The sequence below is a fragment of the Paraburkholderia sp. SECH2 genome (assembly GCF_030464795.1).
GTDB classification, from domain to species: domain Bacteria; phylum Pseudomonadota; class Gammaproteobacteria; order Burkholderiales; family Burkholderiaceae; genus Paraburkholderia; species Paraburkholderia aspalathi.
The window spans coordinates 22,335-37,528 of record NZ_JALPRH010000001.1 but is presented as its reverse complement, the minus strand read 5'-3'; the positions used below and the strand labels follow the sequence as shown (position 1 = coordinate 37,528).

Annotated in this window: 16 protein-coding genes; 11 read left to right on the top strand and 5 right to left on the bottom strand. The window is 61.0% G+C overall.

Annotated features, from left to right (window positions below; genetic code table 11):
• Window positions 1-136 precede the first annotated feature (136 nt).
• Window positions 137-454 carry a hypothetical protein gene (locus M0D66_RS00175; protein WP_054040665.1) on the top strand — a complete coding sequence of 106 codons (318 nt, stop codon included), beginning with the start codon at window positions 137-139 and terminating at the stop codon, window positions 452-454.
• Here M0D66_RS00175 and M0D66_RS00170 read toward each other — a convergent pair.
• Window positions 438-1,142, bottom strand: a complete 705-nt coding sequence (locus M0D66_RS00170; protein WP_093637292.1) for a LuxR family transcriptional regulator — start codon at window positions 1,140-1,142, stop codon at window positions 438-440. The two genes, M0D66_RS00175 and M0D66_RS00170, sit on opposite strands and share 17 nt — an antisense overlap.
• 573 nt (window positions 1,143-1,715) lie before the next feature.
• Between M0D66_RS00170 and M0D66_RS00165 the strand changes: the two genes are divergently transcribed.
• From M0D66_RS00165 to araD, 7 genes are all read left to right on the top strand, one after another.
• A complete protein-coding gene (locus tag M0D66_RS00165; RefSeq protein ID WP_211700338.1) occupies window positions 1,716-2,657 on the top strand; it encodes a dihydrodipicolinate synthase family protein in 942 nt (313 codons plus the stop codon).
• 85 nt (window positions 2,658-2,742) lie between these two features.
• Window positions 2,743-3,687, top strand: a complete 945-nt coding sequence (locus tag M0D66_RS00160; protein WP_211708544.1) for an SMP-30/gluconolactonase/LRE family protein — start codon at window positions 2,743-2,745, stop codon at window positions 3,685-3,687.
• Window positions 3,688-3,972: 285 nt separating this feature from the next.
• Window positions 3,973-5,142, top strand: coding sequence for an extracellular solute-binding protein (locus tag M0D66_RS00155; RefSeq protein ID WP_211700340.1), 1,170 nt, complete (start codon window positions 3,973-3,975; stop codon window positions 5,140-5,142).
• A 20-nt stretch (window positions 5,143-5,162) separates the two neighbouring features.
• Window positions 5,163-6,242 (top strand): ABC transporter ATP-binding protein, encoded by a 1,080-nt coding sequence (locus tag M0D66_RS00150; protein ID WP_211708545.1) that lies wholly within the window; start codon window positions 5,163-5,165, stop codon window positions 6,240-6,242.
• 8 nt (window positions 6,243-6,250) lie between these two features.
• On the top strand, window positions 6,251-7,117 hold the full coding sequence (locus M0D66_RS00145) for an ABC transporter permease (RefSeq protein WP_200619580.1): 867 nt from the start codon (window positions 6,251-6,253) through the stop codon (window positions 7,115-7,117).
• Window positions 7,117-8,040, top strand: a complete 924-nt coding sequence (locus M0D66_RS00140) for an ABC transporter permease (protein WP_211708546.1) — start codon at window positions 7,117-7,119, stop codon at window positions 8,038-8,040. The genes M0D66_RS00145 and M0D66_RS00140 overlap by 1 nt, the downstream gene beginning before the upstream one ends.
• On the top strand, window positions 8,037-9,776 hold the full coding sequence (gene araD, locus M0D66_RS00135; RefSeq protein ID WP_211708547.1) for an L-arabinonate dehydratase: 1,740 nt from the start codon (window positions 8,037-8,039) through the stop codon (window positions 9,774-9,776). The genes M0D66_RS00140 and araD overlap by 4 nt, the downstream gene beginning before the upstream one ends.
• 13 nt (window positions 9,777-9,789) lie before the next feature.
• Here the strand turns inward: araD and M0D66_RS00130 are convergent, their stop codons facing one another.
• Window positions 9,790-10,395, bottom strand: coding sequence for a short chain dehydrogenase (locus M0D66_RS00130; RefSeq protein ID WP_200619526.1), 606 nt, complete (start codon window positions 10,393-10,395; stop codon window positions 9,790-9,792).
• A gap of 207 nt (window positions 10,396-10,602) precedes the next feature.
• A complete protein-coding gene (locus M0D66_RS00125) occupies window positions 10,603-11,055 on the bottom strand; it encodes a DUF3005 domain-containing protein (RefSeq protein WP_093637766.1) in 453 nt (150 codons plus the stop codon).
• Window positions 11,056-11,380: 325 nt separating this feature from the next.
• Between M0D66_RS00125 and M0D66_RS00120 the strand changes: the two genes are divergently transcribed.
• The 3 genes from M0D66_RS00120 to M0D66_RS00110 all read left to right on the top strand — a co-directional run bounded on the left by M0D66_RS00120 (window position 11,381) and on the right by M0D66_RS00110 (window position 13,653).
• Entirely contained in the window at window positions 11,381-11,614 is a 234-nt protein-coding gene (locus tag M0D66_RS00120; RefSeq protein ID WP_013590843.1) for a hypothetical protein, read from the top strand.
• A gap of 125 nt (window positions 11,615-11,739) precedes the next feature.
• The gene (epsC, locus tag M0D66_RS00115) at window positions 11,740-12,675 is read left to right on the top strand and encodes a serine O-acetyltransferase EpsC (protein WP_093637266.1); all 936 of its coding nucleotides are present in this window, start codon (window positions 11,740-11,742) and stop codon (window positions 12,673-12,675) included.
• Window positions 12,676-12,828: 153 nt separating this feature from the next.
• Window positions 12,829-13,653 (top strand): AraC family transcriptional regulator, encoded by an 825-nt coding sequence (locus M0D66_RS00110; RefSeq protein WP_211708548.1) that lies wholly within the window; start codon window positions 12,829-12,831, stop codon window positions 13,651-13,653.
• A gap of 311 nt (window positions 13,654-13,964) precedes the next feature.
• On the opposite strand, the gene M0D66_RS00105 is transcribed toward M0D66_RS00110, so the two are convergent.
• Window positions 13,965-14,471 carry a metal-dependent hydrolase gene (locus tag M0D66_RS00105; RefSeq protein WP_093637260.1) on the bottom strand — a complete coding sequence of 169 codons (507 nt, stop codon included), beginning with the start codon at window positions 14,469-14,471 and terminating at the stop codon, window positions 13,965-13,967.
• A gap of 166 nt (window positions 14,472-14,637) precedes the next feature.
• Window positions 14,638-14,988 (bottom strand): sugar ABC transporter ATPase, encoded by a 351-nt coding sequence (locus M0D66_RS00100; RefSeq protein WP_211708549.1) that lies wholly within the window; start codon window positions 14,986-14,988, stop codon window positions 14,638-14,640.
• Between the last annotated feature and the right edge of the window lie 206 nt (window positions 14,989-15,194).

The following is a 15,194-nucleotide window of genomic DNA, read 5'->3' as shown; positions in this document are numbered from 1 at the left end:
TTGGGGTACCCAATACGCAAGAAAACTTATGCATTTTGAATCTTTCCGCCACCTACCTACCTGGATAGGTGTGCATGCTTATCGGATAACGCAGAATTCGAGACAAGCCTCAGCCCTCAACCGACGGGACACAAAAATGGAACTTCTCGAAAACCACTGGCAAGCGCAACCTTCGATCCAAACCCGCCCGGCAGAGCCGTCATCGGCGGTGGATCGCGTTCTAATCATTGCCTATCGCAAGAAGAAGAAGGAAAGCCAGCGCCGCTTCTGGGCACGCTTCGGCGTGACGCAGTCGCGTGGCAGCCGATTCGAATCCGGGGCCGAAATTCCGGCGCCGGTGTCGATCCTGCTGGGCCTCTACTTCACCAAAACCGTTTCCGACGCCGATCTCGGGCGGGCCGAGCGGGTGCTGTACAGCCGCGACGCCGCCGCCTTGCTCAACCCGGGTCAATAAGCCCCAACTGCGCGGCGATCACGGCCGCCGCGCGCCGCGAATTCACACCGAATTTCGTCCTGATGTTCTTCATGTGGAAGTTCACCACGGCTTCCGAGCAGCTCAGGATATGGGAGATTTCCCATGTGGATTTGCCGCGCGCGGTCCATTTCAGGCATTCGCGTTCGCGCGGCGTGAGCTTGGGCAATAAAGTCTGAGCGTGCGTATTCAAATGGCGCTGACTGGTATCGATTACCAGATCGCGCAATAACACCAGATTCGGCAACGCAACGTTGACGTGGCGCCAGAACGCCTCAGTCGGATTGCTGTCATTGACGAAGCACATCATGCCGGCTTCCTGGTTCGGCCCATGAATCGGCAACGTCACACCGGCGCGCAGGCCGTGCGAGCGGGCTTCCTCATACATCGATTGCTGCGGCGCGGTCGTAAAAATGTCCGGCGACCAGATCAGCGGCGTGGCGCGTGTCGCGCAATGCGAGACAGTCGGGTCGATATGGACGAGCCCCTGCTCGTCGTAGGTGCGTCGCCAGGCCGGTGCGTAGGTGCTCCGCACATAGGCGTCTTCAAGGCGAATGGTCGGGCGCGGCAGCATGGCAATCAGAAGCCTGTCGAAGCCCCATGTGTCGGCCAGGCCCGCGATCGCGCCGAACCATTCCGCTTCATCTGCGGCGTTCAGTAGCGGTGCCATTTCCTCGATAAAATGTAGCGACAATTTGGTTCTCTCAGACTCGCAAACGTCCCGTTGCGGTTAATTGCGGTACGGCGATCCGTCCGGCTGTTTTTATCTTCACAATCTATCACTAAAAATTATTTCGCAAGCCGAGGGCGATTTCTAAAGAAGCGCCACCAGCACTGGTTCTGCTACCAGGCGAACGAATTACTCCTTATATCGGATTTCTTCGACCTGATTAACATTCACGGGTCGATAAAGTGGGTAATTTTCTCGTAGCGGCGTTTTTGATGCTTTTGATTTGCAACATTATTGTCAAACCACTTTGAATGACTGCGCGTGTCGAGATTCCGGACAAAACCACGCCAATTATCAAATTGACAATTTCCACCTGGCCCTTCTCTATTCTCTAACAGCGGCCTGTCACCGTCTATTGTCATACGAAAGCGACACGCCGCGCTTTGCCAGCTTCGGCTCCTTCGCATCGAATTCGACGTGAGATCTCGCAATGACAACCATACGTAGGTTGTTTGACAACATTGCGAGCCCGATGCTAACTTGAACACCCGGTCCCCGTGTGTTTGAGGCGTCATGAACGAATCCCCGATTCTCGACAGTGAATTCGTCGCATCGGTGATGGCCGTGCCGCCGCTCGCCCGCCGTGCCGACTACACGCTGGACGTCGCCGAAAACCGTGCTCTGATCCGCCACATCGAGGCTGGCGGCGTGCGCACCTTGCTGTACGGCGGCAATGCGAACCTCTACCACGTGGCCGTCAGCGAGTATCGGGACTTGCTGGATATGCTGGCGGGCGCAGCCAGTGCAGGCACGCGCGTGATCCCGTCAATCGGTCCCGACTACGGGAAAATGCTCGATCAGGCCCGTATCCTTGCGCAAACCCGCTACCGTACGGCGATGGTGTTGCCGCTGAGCGGATTTACGACGTCCGAAGGCGTGGAAGCCGGGCTCACGCGCATCGCCGAGGCGGCGGGCATGCCGCTCACTCTGTACATCAAGAGCGAAAACTACGTGGAGCTCGACACGCTCGCGCGATTGATCGAGCGTGGCACGCTGCTGGCCGTCAAATACGCGATCGTCCGCGACAATCCTGCGGAGGATCCGTATCTGCGCCGACTCGTGCAATCCGTGCCTGCGGCCAAGGTGGTGTCGGGCATGGGCGAGCGGCCAGCGCTCGTCCATTTGCGCGAGTTCGGTCTGGCCGCATGGACGACGGGTTCGGGATGCATTGCGCCACGCATGGTCATGGCGTTGCTGCAAGCCGTCAGAATCGGCGATGCCGACACAGCGCAGCGTCTCTATGAGGCTTTCCTGCCGCTCGAAACGCTGCGTGACGAAATCTCGTTGATCCGTGTGTTGCATGATGCAGTCACGTTTTCAAAGATTGCCGACATGGGGCCGATCTTGCCGCTACTCAGTTCGACGCCGCCCGAACATCATGCGAAGATCGATCATGCGACGCAGATCCTGCTCGCATTGGAGCGTCAGCTCGCGCAGAAGCCGGCGTCGCATTGACCTCGCCGCGGCCGCGATTACAGGTCCGTGCGCGGCGCGCTGCGACCCATTTTCTCCCTCAACCTCCATCGTCCAAAGCCTACGCATGACCGACACCAGCCGACGCTATCCCGATCCCTCCATTCGCGTTCTCGATCCGCGCTTCACGTCGCTGATCCTGGCGTCTGCTTCCGTCGAGTGTCTGTATCAGGGCGCGCGCTGGTCAGAAGGGCCGGTCTGGTTCGGCGACGGCCGCTATCTGCTGTGGAGCGACATTCCCAATGACCGTATCCTGCGCTGGGACGAAACTAGCGGCGCGGTGACCACGTTTCGCCAGTCGTCGAACAATGCGAACGGCCACACGCGCGATCGCCAGGGCCGCCTCGTGACCTGCGAGCACCTGACGCGGCGCGTCACGCGGACCGAGTACGACGGCTCGATTACCGTGCTCGCCGACCGTTACCTCGGCAAGCGTTTCAACTCGCCGAATGACGTGATCGTGAAGTCGGACGGTTCGATCTGGTTTAGCGATCCGACCTTCGGCATCGACAGCTTTTATGAGGGCGAGCGGCAGGAGTCGGAATTGCCCGCGTGCGTGTACCGGATCGACGGCCAATCGGGCGAGGTGACGATGGTCGCCGACGACGTGCTGGGTCCGAACGGCCTCGCGTTTTCGCCGGATGAGTCTGTGCTGTACATCGTCGAATCGCGTGGCGTGCCGCGCAAGATTCGCGCGTTCGACGTCGACGTCAGCAGCAAGGGCGCCGTGCTGTCGAACAACCGCGTGCTGATCGATGCCGGTCCGGGCACGCCCGACGGCTTTCGCGTCGACACACACGGCAATCTCTGGTGCGGCTGGGGCATGGGCACCGACGAACTCGACGGCGTGCGCGTCTTCACGCCGCAAGGCGAGCCGATCGGTCATATCGCGTTGCCGGAGCGCTGCGCGAACGTGTGCTTCGGCGGACGTCATCGCAACCGGTTGTTCATGGCGGCGAGCCACGGCTTGTATTCGTTGTATGTGAATACGGAGGGCGTCCAGGGCGGGTGAGGGCGCAAGGCGTGCGGGCAGCTTGAATGCGCAGTGCACGTTCTGGTTGCCTGACAACTAACTACACGGCTCGCTCTCAAACTCCGGGTTTGCCCTTGGATTACGCGCGCAAACCGTTGAACTACAAGGATTCCGCGCAAAAATAGCCAATTTTTGAGGTAAAACCCAGTGGTGAGTATTTGCTTGACATCGGCAGTTCCGCTTCGCTATGTTCCATTGGTAGAGAGACACCGCCAGCAGCACATCTGGCCGGCGGACTTCCATACCAAGAAGCGAGGAGACGCAATGACTGTTTCAGGCAGGTTGGCGCTCAGGCTGGTGTCCGTATGTCTCGTGGCAAGCGCCGCATTGGGGTCCACCGCGCATGCGGCCGATCCGGTAACGCTCAATATCGTCGATGTAGCCGGCGACCTTCAACTCACGCAGAAGGGCTTCGAAGCCTTCAAGGCGAAGTATCCGAATCTCGTCGCCAATCTCACGTTCACCAACGCGCCCGCGCCGCAGTTGCCGGGCAAGATCAAGGCAATGCAGGCCGCGGGCCGCTCCGACATCGATCTCGTCCTGACGGGCACCGACGCACTGGCTGCCGGCATCGAACAGAATCTGTGGATGAAGTTATTGCCGGACAATGCCGCGGCCTTCCCAGGCGTGCTCGACAAATACGCGCCCGGTCCGCGCAAGATGCAGGACCTTGCTCAAGGCTTTGGTCTCGAGGTCGCCTATATGCCGGCCGGTCCGTTGCTCGAATACAACCCCGCCAAAGTGACCGATCCGCCCAGAACGCCTGAGCAACTCCTGCAATGGTGCAAGGCGCATCCGGACAAGCTGATCTACGCGCGGCCGGCGAACTCCGGTCCCGGCCGCACGTTCCTGATGGGCCTGCCTTATGTGCTTGGCGACAAGGATCCGCAAGATCCGATTCACGGCTGGGACAAGACGTGGGCCTTTCTCAAGCAGCTGAACGATTGCATTCCTTACTATCCTGGCGGCACCTCGGCGGTGATGAAAGAACTCGGCGAGGGTACGCGCGACATGACCGTGACGGTGACCGGCTGGGACATCAACCCACGCGCGCTCGGCATCGTTCCGGCGGAATTCCGCGTGCAGGCATTTGACAACATGACGTGGGTGAACGACGCGCACTTCATGGTGATTCCGAAGGGCGTGCCGAAGGAAAAACTCGACGTGATCTACAAGCTGATGAACTTCATGCTCGAACCGGCACAGCAAGCCATGACCTATGACGACGGTTATTTCTATCCCGGGCCGGCAATCAAGGGCGTAAGCATCGAGCAGGCGCCCGCGCACAGCCAGGATGTGCTGAAGAAATATGGGCGGCCGGAGTATGCAAAGCTGCTGGCTGAACGTCCGCATGTTTTGCCGCTGAACGCCACCGCAATGGTCGCGGCCTTCAAGAAATGGGACAGCGACGTCGGCGCGCAGAAGACCAAGTAGCCGCGTATCAGGAAACCGCCATGAAGCATCACTTTGAGCAGTTGCGGCTCGATTCGGTGAGCCGCAGTTTCACGAATGCGGAGGGCCAGGCGGTCGCAGCGCTGCAAGGACTCGATTTGAACATCCAGCGTGGCGAGTTCATTGCGTTGCTCGGACCTTCGGGTTGCGGCAAATCGACGGCGCTCAATTGCATCGCCGGTTTGCAGCCCTTGAGCGGTGGCGGCATCTGGCTCGACGATAAACGCATCGACGTGCTGCCGCCGGAAAAGCGCGGCTTCGGCATGGTGTTTCAGAACTACGCGCTGTTTCCGCATATGAGTGTGCTGGATAACGTCGGCTTCGGCTTGAAGATGCGTGGCGTCGGTAAGAGCGAGGCCATGCGCCGGGCGCGCGAAGCATTGCAGCTCGTACAGTTGGTCGGTCATGAACGCAAGCTACCCGGACAACTGTCGGGCGGTCAGCAGCAGCGCGTGGCAATTGCGCGCGCGATCGTGATCGAACCGCCACTGATTCTGATGGACGAACCGCTGTCGAATCTCGATACGAAACTACGCATCGAAATGCGTGCTGAGATTCGCCGCATCCACAGTCAGCTCGAACGCGCGACGCTCTATGTGACGCACGATCAGGACGAAGCGCTTTCCATGGCCGATCGCATCGTCGTGATGAAAGAGGGTGTGGTGCAGCAGGTCGGCACTCCGAAAGAGGTCTACACGCGGCCGCAAAATTTGCACGTCGCGCGTTTCATGGGCTATCGAAACGTAGCCGAATTCACGCTCGAAAGCACGCAAGGCGATGGGGTTGCCGTGAGCGCGAATGGTGTGCGTCTGATCGGCACGCCGATGGCCGGTTTCAACAGCAAGCGCGTGAGCGTTGCGCTGCGCCCTGAAGATATGGAGCGCGCAGCACCTGGCGTGGAAAACGCCTTCGACGCGTTGGTGACCACCGTGGAATACGGCGGGCACGATTCACTGCTGCGGGTGGAGACCGCTTTCGGCGATTTGTGGGCGCGCGTCGCGGGCGAGTTCGAAGAGGGCGAGCGCATCAGTCTGCGTGTGCCGCCGTCGCGCACGCTCGTCTATGACGGAGAGGCTGCTTGAACACGCCCATGCTGTCGCCGCCGCTCGCACCGCGCGATGCCAAGGCGTGGCTGGTCGCGCCGGCTTTGATTTTCATAGTGGCGTTGTTCATCTATCCGTTTGCGTATGGTTTAGTGCTGTCGTTCCGGCCGATGAACGGCGGCGGCCTGTGGGCCAACTATCTGACGTTCTTCACCGACACGTCGATGTGGCCGACCATTCTCGTTACACTCAAGCTCGCCGTGCCGGCGACGCTGATTAACGTTGGCGTGTCGGTTCCGGTGGCGTTCGCGCTGCGTCGCAATTCGCCCTATCAGAAGCTCATCACGACGCTGCTGGTGATTCCTGTCACGCTCGGCACCGTGCTGATCGCCGACGGCATGCTCACGTACTTTGGCCCGAATGGCTGGTTTCCGCAGGCATTGCACGGATTGCATCTGTACACGAATGAAGTGCGCCTCACGCATAACTTCTGGGGCGTATTGATCTCGCTGATCGTGTCGGGCTTTCCGTTTGCGTTTCTGTTGACGCTGTCCTACGTGACCGGCATCGATCCGACGCTCGCGAGCGCTGCCGCCACGCTCGGCGCGAGTCCGTGGCAGCAGTTCCGTCGAATCTATTTGCCGCTGCTGGTGCCTGGTTTAACGATGGCCGCCTGTTTGTCGTTCGTGCAGGCGTTCTCGGTGTTTCCGTCGGCGGTGCTGTTGGGCGCCCCTGCGGGTCCGACGCGCGTGATGTCGATCGCCGCAGCCGAAGCCGCGTTCGAAAGCTACGACTATTCGCTTGCTTCGGCGATTGCGATGGTGATGGGCTTCGTGCAACTGCTGGTGGTTGTCGCCATGCTCGGCGCGCGCCGCTTCTTCTATAGCGGTCCGGTGACGGGAGGCAAAGGCTGATGGCTAGCGATCATCACGCCGCGCATCCTTCGTGGTCCGCGTCGAAGGAAAACAACGACGGCGCCCAGCAACCCAGCAAGCGCGTGAAGCAGCGCGCCAGCGTGCCGGACCGCATCTGGCAGGTGCTGGTGTGGGGCGCGATGGTGTTTTTTCTCGTCAACGTGGTGCTGCTGATTGCGACCGTCGCGGTGAATTCGCTGGCGACCCGCTGGTTCGGCACCTTCTTGCCGCAGGGCTTTACTCTGCATTGGTACGCACAGGCGTGGAGCGATTTTCAACTGGCGAGCGTGTTGTGGGTCACCGTCGAAGTGGTCGGCGCGGTGGTGGTGTTGTCGGTCGTGCTCGGCGTGCCCGCGGCGTATGCGCTCGCCCGCGTGCAGTTTCGCGGCAAGCGCATGGCGATGCTGATTTTCCTGTTGCCCCTGATGGTGCCGCCCGTGACCTACGGCATTCCGATGGCCACCGTGATGTACAAAGTCGGCCTTGCGGGAACATTGAGCGGCGTGATTCTTGCGAATCTCGTGCCGGCGCTACCGTTCGTGATTCTGGTGATGACGCCGTTCATCGAGCAGATCGATCCCAATCTCGAAGCGGCGGCGCGCATTTTCGGCGCGAACACGTTTCGCTATTTCCGCTATGTTCTGCTGCCCCTGCTGGTGCCCGGCATGCTGGCGGCCGGGCTGCTCGTACTGGTGCGCACCATCGGCATGTTCGAACTGACATTCTTTACAGCGGGCCCCGCGACGCAAACGCTCGTGGTCGCCTTGTACTACGCTGTATTTTCAACTGGCGTGCGTGCGCCGCAATCGATCGACGCGATGGCGATGATCTACATGGCGATCACGTTGATCTGGGTGCTGATTGCGCTGCAGTTCGTCAGCCCGACACAGATCGTGTCGCGCGTGAAGGAGCAAAGACGTTGACGAAGCGAAAGAAACCTGAAGAACTGCGCAGCCACCGCTGGTACGGCTTAAACGATCTGCGCTCGTTCGGCCATCGCTCGCGTACCGCCCAGATGGGCTATAGCCGTGAGGAATACGCGGGCAAACCGGTGATCGCGATCCTCAACACATGGAGCGAGATCAATACTTGCCACACGCATTTCAAGCAGCGTGTGGAGGAAGTGAAACGCGGCATCTGGCAGGCAGGCGGCTTTCCGGTCGAACTGCCCGTGCAGACGCTCGCGGAGCCGTTCCAGAAGCCCACCACGATGCTCTATCGCAACTTCCTCGCCATGGAAGCCGAGGAGACGCTGCGTTCGTATCCCGCCGATGGCGTCGTGCTGATGGGCGGATGCGACAAGACCACGCCCGCCTTGCTGATGGGCGCGATCTCGATGGATCTGCCGGCGATCTTTCTGCCGGCCGGTCCGATGCTGCGCGGCAACTGGAACGGTGTGACGCTGGGTTCCGGATCGGACAGCTGGAAGTATTGGGCCGAGTTGCGCGCGGGCACGATCACTGAATCGGACTGGCAAGGTATTGAAGGCGGCATTGCGCGCTCGCCGGGGCATTGCATGACAATGGGCACCGCGTCGACCATGACGAGCGCTGCCGAAGCGCTCGGCTTCACGCTGCCAGGTTTCGCTTCCATTCCTGCCGTGGATTCGAGGCACGCGCAGATGGCGGCGAAAACCGGCATGCGTATCGTCGAGATGGTGTGGGAGGACTTGAAGCCGTCCGATCTGATCACCGCGGGTTCAATCGATAACGCGGTGACCACCTGCCTCGCGCTCTCTGGCTCGACCAACGCGATCGTGCATATGATCGCGCTCGCACGCCGCGCCGGGATCGAACTGACGCTCGATCGCTATGACGACATTTCGCGCCGCACACCGGTGCTGGCGAATATTCGCCCGACCGGCGCGTATCTGATGGAGGACTTTTTCTACGCGGGAGGTTTGCCGGCCATGCTCGCCGAACTGGGCGACCTGATCGACCGCTCGCAGAAAACGGTGAACGGCCGCACGCTCGGCGAGAACCTCGAAGGCGCGACGATTTTCAACGACCAGGTGATCCGCCGCCGCAGCGCGCCGCTCCTGCCCAATAACGGCCTTGCGGTGCTGCGCGGCAATCTCGCGCCCGACGGCGCCGTAATCAAACCCGGCGCCGCCGAGCCGCGCTTGCTTGTGCACACCGGCCGCGCCGTGGTGTTCAAGGACTACAACGACATGGCCGCGCGCATCGACGACGAAGCGCTCGACATCGACGAGACCTGCGTGATCGTGTTGCAGCACGCGGGACCGGTCGGGGCGCCGGGCATGCCCGAGTGGGGGCAATTACCGATCCCGCGGAAACTGCTGCAAAAGGGCGTGCGCGATATGGTGCGTATCTCTGATGCACGGATGAGCGGGACGAGCTACGGCGCGTGCGTATTGCACGTCGCGCCGGAGTCGTTTGTCGGCGGCCCGCTTGCGCTCGTGCAGAGCGGCGATCTGATCGAACTGGACGTGCCGCGGCGCAAGCTCAACATGCTCGTAGCGGAGGAAGAACTGGCGCGCCGCAGGGCCGCCTGGGTCAGACCCGAGCCGCGGTTTACGCGCGGCTATGGCGCCTTGCATCAGGCGCACGTGCTGCAGGCGAACAAAGGTTGCGACTTCGATTTCCTGCAGCGCGGCGGTGCGCAGGCGGATGCAAGCGGCGAGCCGGAGATTCACTGAGCTTGCTGAAGGCTCAATACCCCACGCGATACACGCGGCCCGTTTGCGCGCCTTCCACGCTGCGCAAATAGGCTTGCGCGGCACGTTCGGCGGTGACCGGCTCAAAGCCACGGAAGTAGGGCGCATAAGCACTCATCGCTTCGGTGAGCACGGTCGGGCTCACCACGTTGATGCGGATGCCGCGCGGCAATTCGATCGCGGCGCCGCGCACGAAACCTTCCAGGGCCAGATTGACCGTGGTTGCATTCGCGCCTTCGCGAATCGGTTCGTCGCCGATAATGCCGCTCGTCAGCGTGAACGAGCCGCCGTCATTCACGTATCGCTGGGCACCCAGCACCACATTGATCTGACCCATCAGCTTGTCGCGCAGACCGACCCAAAACTGCTCGACGGTCATTTCCGGCAGCGGGCCGAAATGCACCTTGCCGGTGGTGGTGACGATGCCGTCGACTTTACCAATCTCGCCAAAGAGCCGCTCGATGCTGGCCGGGTCGGTGCTGTCCACGCGATACTGGCCGCGCGTCGCACCCACTTCGATGACTTCATGGCGTGCTTTCAATGCTGCGCTCACTGCCTGGCCGATCGTGCCGGTTGCGCCTATTACGACAATCTTTTTCATCTGCTGCTCCGTTTGGTATTGGACGTGCAGTCAATTGTGTCGGCCAGCGATCGGCGGAAAAAGCCCGTTCGGCTTGCAGGTCCTGCAACCCTGAGTTTCTAATCCGTAACGAAACGCGCACCGTCATTCAAACGGTGCGCGCTTTTGAATGGACTGATTAATCGGCGCTGGCGGCGTATTTCAAACAAATACGCGCCGCGCGAGTAGTTACTTCACCCGAAGTAATTCAATCACACGCGTGGGACGCAGATGATTGAGGGCGAAATGCATGCGGCCACGTTCGCGGCGGCTGCGGATCGGGCGCGGGTCGTCGAACAGATCATCTTCTGAATCGACGCCTTGCGGCGCGACCATGCCTTTGTCGATGACCGTGCAGCCCGGCTCGAGTGCCAGCAGCAGATGATTGCCGCCAACCCGGCTGTCGAAGCCGGCCATGCCGTCGTGCGCCTCAGGCACGCTGTTGACCAGGGTCGCGTTGGTCGTCGTAATCTCGTCCGGCGAGATCGGACTGTGACCGGCTATGCGGGCGGCCTCGAGATTCTTGCCGTCGGTGTCGACCGTGCTGTCATGCGTGCGGTCGTTATGCAGTTCCGTTGTGCTCGGGCCGGTGGTGCGCGGCTGCTTACCGGCGTCTGCCGGCTTGTTGATATCGCTGTTCATCATGCATTCTCCATTGAAGAGGACATGGTTGAAGTGCAGCAAAACCTGTTCCGCCTCGCACAACCTCTTTGTGTGCGTGAGTTGTACCGCGCTTGCCTCGCAGTTTATGTGCAATGACATATGCGGGCATTTCACGTGACGATTGCGTCCGCGATTCTTTTCGTTTTTTTTAATGGACGCCTATTTTCTACAGAGTATGATCTTACTCCGACGAGCGAAGCGCGGTTAAATCGGCGACATGCGTCCGGCTGTTTTTTACATAGCCGGCAACGAACAGACGCGCGCTACTCAAAACATCTTACGGGGCCGTCAGGGCGGGTGACACATGCATTTCGATGCTGCATTCACACATCGCGGCTACTTGCTGAATTGCGCGCCGGCGCGCGCGGGCGACGGCAGCTGGCAACCTTATGTGGTCATCTCCCGCTCGAGCGACGGCGAACTGGTCGCCAACCGTTTTTTCCCCACCGACTTGCGTTTCCCTGACGAGGCCACCGCCATCGCGCACGCGCGCGACTGGGCCGTGCGCTGGATCGATGCGAGCAGCGTGACCATCTGAACCGCCCGCCACGCGCGGCCCTGCATACCGGGCAGCAGCGCGACGTTGCGCGAGCCGCGGCAAAACGCGGTAATCTCTTGGGACAATCACTCTGAACCGCGCCTATCGCGCGGCGCTGTCCTTTTATGCCTAATGTGCCTGCCCATAACTGGGGTCTCGAACAGATCGTCGCGGACCTGCGCGCGTCGCGTGAAGAGTTGCATCGCACGCGGCATCCGCTCGGCATTCGCGAGCTGCCGTCGCGCGAGGCGGTGATCGGGATTGTCACCGGCTTGCGCGCGGCGCTGTTTCCCACGCATTACGGCGCCCCCGATCTAACTGACGAAACTGTCGACTACTACGTCGGCCACACGCTCGAAAGCACGTTGCGATTGCTTGCCGAACAGATTCGCCGTGCCTTGCGCTTTCTGCCCGAGTTCGGCGAAACGCCCGATGCGGATCTGAAGGAGCGCGCGTTCAACGTCGCGCGCGAGTTCGGCACGCAGTTGCCCGGTATTCGCGCGTTGCTGGTCAGCGATATCCAGGCCGCGTTCACCGGCGACCCGGCTGCGCAGCACATCACTGAAATTCTGCTGTGTTATCCGGGCGTGTGGGCGATGACGCACCATCGTCTTGCGCACGCGCTGCACCGCCTCGGCGTGCCTTTGCTCGCGCGCTTCATCAACGAGATCGCGCACTCGGCGACCGGCATCGACATTCACCCGGGCGCGACCATCGGCCCGAGTTTCTTTATCGACCACGGCACAGGCGTTGTGATCGGCGAGACCGCGATCATCGGCGAGCGCGTGCGTGTCTACCAGGCCGTGACGCTCGGCGCGAAGAGCTTTGCTGCCGATGTTGACGGCACGCTGGTCAAGGGCAACGCGCGCCATCCGATTGTTGAAGACGACGTCGTGATTTACGCCGGCGCGACGATTCTCGGACGCGTGACGATCGGACGCGGCTCGGTGATCGGCGGCAATGTGTGGCTAACGCACAGCGTGCCACCGGGCAGCAGCGTTTCGCAAGGCAAGATCCGCGAGGGCGAGCGCTCGGGCACGGACGAAGGGGGCGGTCGATGAGCGGGCTGGCTCAGGCGGCATCTCGCACTTTGCCGCGTGGCTTGGCGCGCGGGGCGCTCTGGCGATCTGCATACGGTTCGCTGCGTGATTCAGCGTGCACACCGCCGCGCGTTGTTCCGCGCGGAACGCAAGTTAACTTCTGAGCGGCGTCCCATGTCACGCGGCCGCGTTCACATGCCTCGCTGCGCGATCGCCGGCGTCGAAGCGACGGTAGCCGAAACGGCGCATTCGTTTCCGCGCCACTCACACGACCGCTTCGGGGTAGGCGTGATCTTCACGGGCGGACACCGATCATCAAGCGGCCGCGGTGTAGTAGAAGCACGAGCGAACGACGCCATCATGGTGAACCCTGGAGAGGTACACGACGGCAGCCCGCTCGACGAGCGCGGACGCGCATGGCGCATGCTGTATTTCGAGCCGTCGATGCTAAGCGACGCAGCGATCGAGTTAAGTGGCATGACCACACACGAGATCGAACTAACGCAACCGGTGGCACACGACCCACAACTGAAGATACTCTTCGAGCGCCTGTTCACAGTATCGGTGGAAGTGCAATCCGTGCCGGACGACTTGATCCGAGAGGAGACGATGCTCGAGTTGCTTGGGTATCTACTTCGAACGCACGCGACGACGCACGCACGTCCGCGGTTGTCACAGACCTTGAATCCGATTGCACGAGCGAGGGCCCGCATCGACGACGACCCATCATCACCGCTCACACTAACCGACCTGGCCATGGACGCCGGCATGAGCCGCTTCCAACTGCTGCGGGGCTTTGCGCATGAGATGGGATTACCACCGCACGCATACAGAATGCAGCGCCGGGTAATACTTGCGAGACAGCTGATCGCACGCGGCACGACATTGGCAGACGCGGCAGCTGCAGCGGGCTTTGCCGACCAGAGCCATATGACCCGAGCATTCGTGCGATTGATGGGCATGACCCCCGCCAACTACGCAGCCGCGAAGCGGCGATAAAGCGTACCAACCGGGGTTAAGAACAACGCTTCGGCGCGCGCAGCGCCGCCGGAAGAATGACGCCCTTGTCACAAGCTTATGCACGGGCACGAACACAGATTCCAGTCGCACCACTACCCCTAGCAGACCACGGTGCCCACTTAGCAGGGGCTTCTAGCCGCTTTCTTTGCTTATCTTTCTTTGCGGCGGCAAAGAAAGTAAGTGCCGCCCCGCACAGGGGCAACGCTAATAGACCACTAACAAACCAAGGAAAGGCCAAAGCCCCAAGCACACAGACAAAAAGCGCCGCGCAGGCAAAGAAAAGCCGACAACTACCCCACCCTCAAAAACCGCAAAACCGAAACCCCATGCAACCAAACATGCTCACTAACAAACCAAGCGGCGACCCAAGAACCCGCAACAACGATCAAATCACACCGCCCACTATTCCAAAGATTCAAAGAATGCCGCGCAGCGACCCACGGCACGCCCAAAGGATTCGGCCAATCGGCCAACAGATGCATGACCCCTCCACAAGCAAACCCAAACGCCGCGGCAGCATAAACCGAATGCCCAAGCCAATGATAGGAACCCACGAGCAACGCGACCCACCCCACACCCCAATGCGTCAACGTACGATGGGTAATCCACAGCCTTCGCGCGCGTGACCACCACGCCACTTCCAGCCAGTCCGGCGCCGTACTCCCCGCCACCCCGGCGATGAAACTCAACAGCACGCCGATATGAAACGAACCACCGCCGCCGACGCGCGCGACAACCGCCGCCGCGATAACGCCGGCCGCAAACCCAGTCGCGTGATGTGCTTTGTTGGATGCCATCGAACCTCACGACGCAGCGCGCCGGATAAAAGCCAAGGGGCGGCTATGTTCGCAGATGAGCAGATAAAAAAATAGCCGACACGCGAGATAAAAAATCGCGCATCGGCGTGGCCTTCGATGTGGTCCTCAGTGTCGTCCTCAACAACGCCGCCGAGTGACCCGAAACTCAGGTCGCACAGCGCGCAATATCGACGCGCATTTCCGGTTCAGGTGGATCGTCCGGCGCATTCGCGGGATGCATCACCTTGATCACCGAGCCCGCGTTGTGCGGCGTCAGCGTGACGAAATACGAGTTGTTCGAATCGGAACCGACAGCGATCTCGGTCGCGTCGCCGACGCGCGACATTCGCACGCGTGACAGCTTGCTTTCGAGGCAATCGGCGATATAAGCAGGGGCGCGCTGCGAAGACACGTACATCATCGGCTGGGACGCGTCGCGGGTGGGACCGCTGGAACCACAGGCAGCGAGAAAAGCAGTGAGGGCAGCAGCGGGAGCAAGCAGGAGAAGTCTTTTCATGGTCCGATCGTCGGCGTCCCCGATCGTGCACGGGAACTTGGGGCGCGGGCGAAGCGCAACGCGATTGAACACAACGTCATGCTTCGCGACGAAGCAGCCGTTCAACCGCAACGACGTTACGGCAAGGAAGGCAGCCGACCTCAGTATACCCACGGCATGCTTGTGCCGTCACTATCGCTACGCCGAAACGTAAGAACGTAAGCACC

Bases quoted from the DNA above. Each gene is read 5' to 3' on its own strand.
- M0D66_RS00175 (WP_054040665.1), top strand. From the start codon at position 137: ATGGAACTTCTCGAAAACCACTGGCAAGCGCAACCTTCGATCCAAACC.
- M0D66_RS00170 (WP_093637292.1), bottom strand. From the start codon at position 1,142: ATGGCACCGCTACTGAACGCCGCAGATGAAGCGGAATGGTTCGGCGCG.
- M0D66_RS00165 (WP_211700338.1), top strand. From the start codon at position 1,716: ATGAACGAATCCCCGATTCTCGACAGTGAATTCGTCGCATCGGTGATG.
- M0D66_RS00160 (WP_211708544.1), top strand. From the start codon at position 2,743: ATGACCGACACCAGCCGACGCTATCCCGATCCCTCCATTCGCGTTCTC.
- M0D66_RS00155 (WP_211700340.1), top strand. From the start codon at position 3,973: ATGACTGTTTCAGGCAGGTTGGCGCTCAGGCTGGTGTCCGTATGTCTC.
- M0D66_RS00150 (WP_211708545.1), top strand. From the start codon at position 5,163: ATGAAGCATCACTTTGAGCAGTTGCGGCTCGATTCGGTGAGCCGCAGT.
- M0D66_RS00145 (WP_200619580.1), top strand. From the start codon at position 6,251: ATGCTGTCGCCGCCGCTCGCACCGCGCGATGCCAAGGCGTGGCTGGTC.
- M0D66_RS00140 (WP_211708546.1), top strand. From the start codon at position 7,117: ATGGCTAGCGATCATCACGCCGCGCATCCTTCGTGGTCCGCGTCGAAG.
- M0D66_RS00130 (WP_200619526.1), bottom strand. From the start codon at position 10,395: ATGAAAAAGATTGTCGTAATAGGCGCAACCGGCACGATCGGCCAGGCA.
- M0D66_RS00125 (WP_093637766.1), bottom strand. From the start codon at position 11,055: ATGAACAGCGATATCAACAAGCCGGCAGACGCCGGTAAGCAGCCGCGC.
- M0D66_RS00120 (WP_013590843.1), top strand. From the start codon at position 11,381: ATGCATTTCGATGCTGCATTCACACATCGCGGCTACTTGCTGAATTGC.
- epsC (WP_093637266.1), top strand. From the start codon at position 11,740: ATGCCTAATGTGCCTGCCCATAACTGGGGTCTCGAACAGATCGTCGCG.
- M0D66_RS00110 (WP_211708548.1), top strand. From the start codon at position 12,829: ATGTCACGCGGCCGCGTTCACATGCCTCGCTGCGCGATCGCCGGCGTC.
- M0D66_RS00105 (WP_093637260.1), bottom strand. From the start codon at position 14,471: ATGGCATCCAACAAAGCACATCACGCGACTGGGTTTGCGGCCGGCGTT.
- M0D66_RS00100 (WP_211708549.1), bottom strand. From the start codon at position 14,988: ATGAAAAGACTTCTCCTGCTTGCTCCCGCTGCTGCCCTCACTGCTTTT.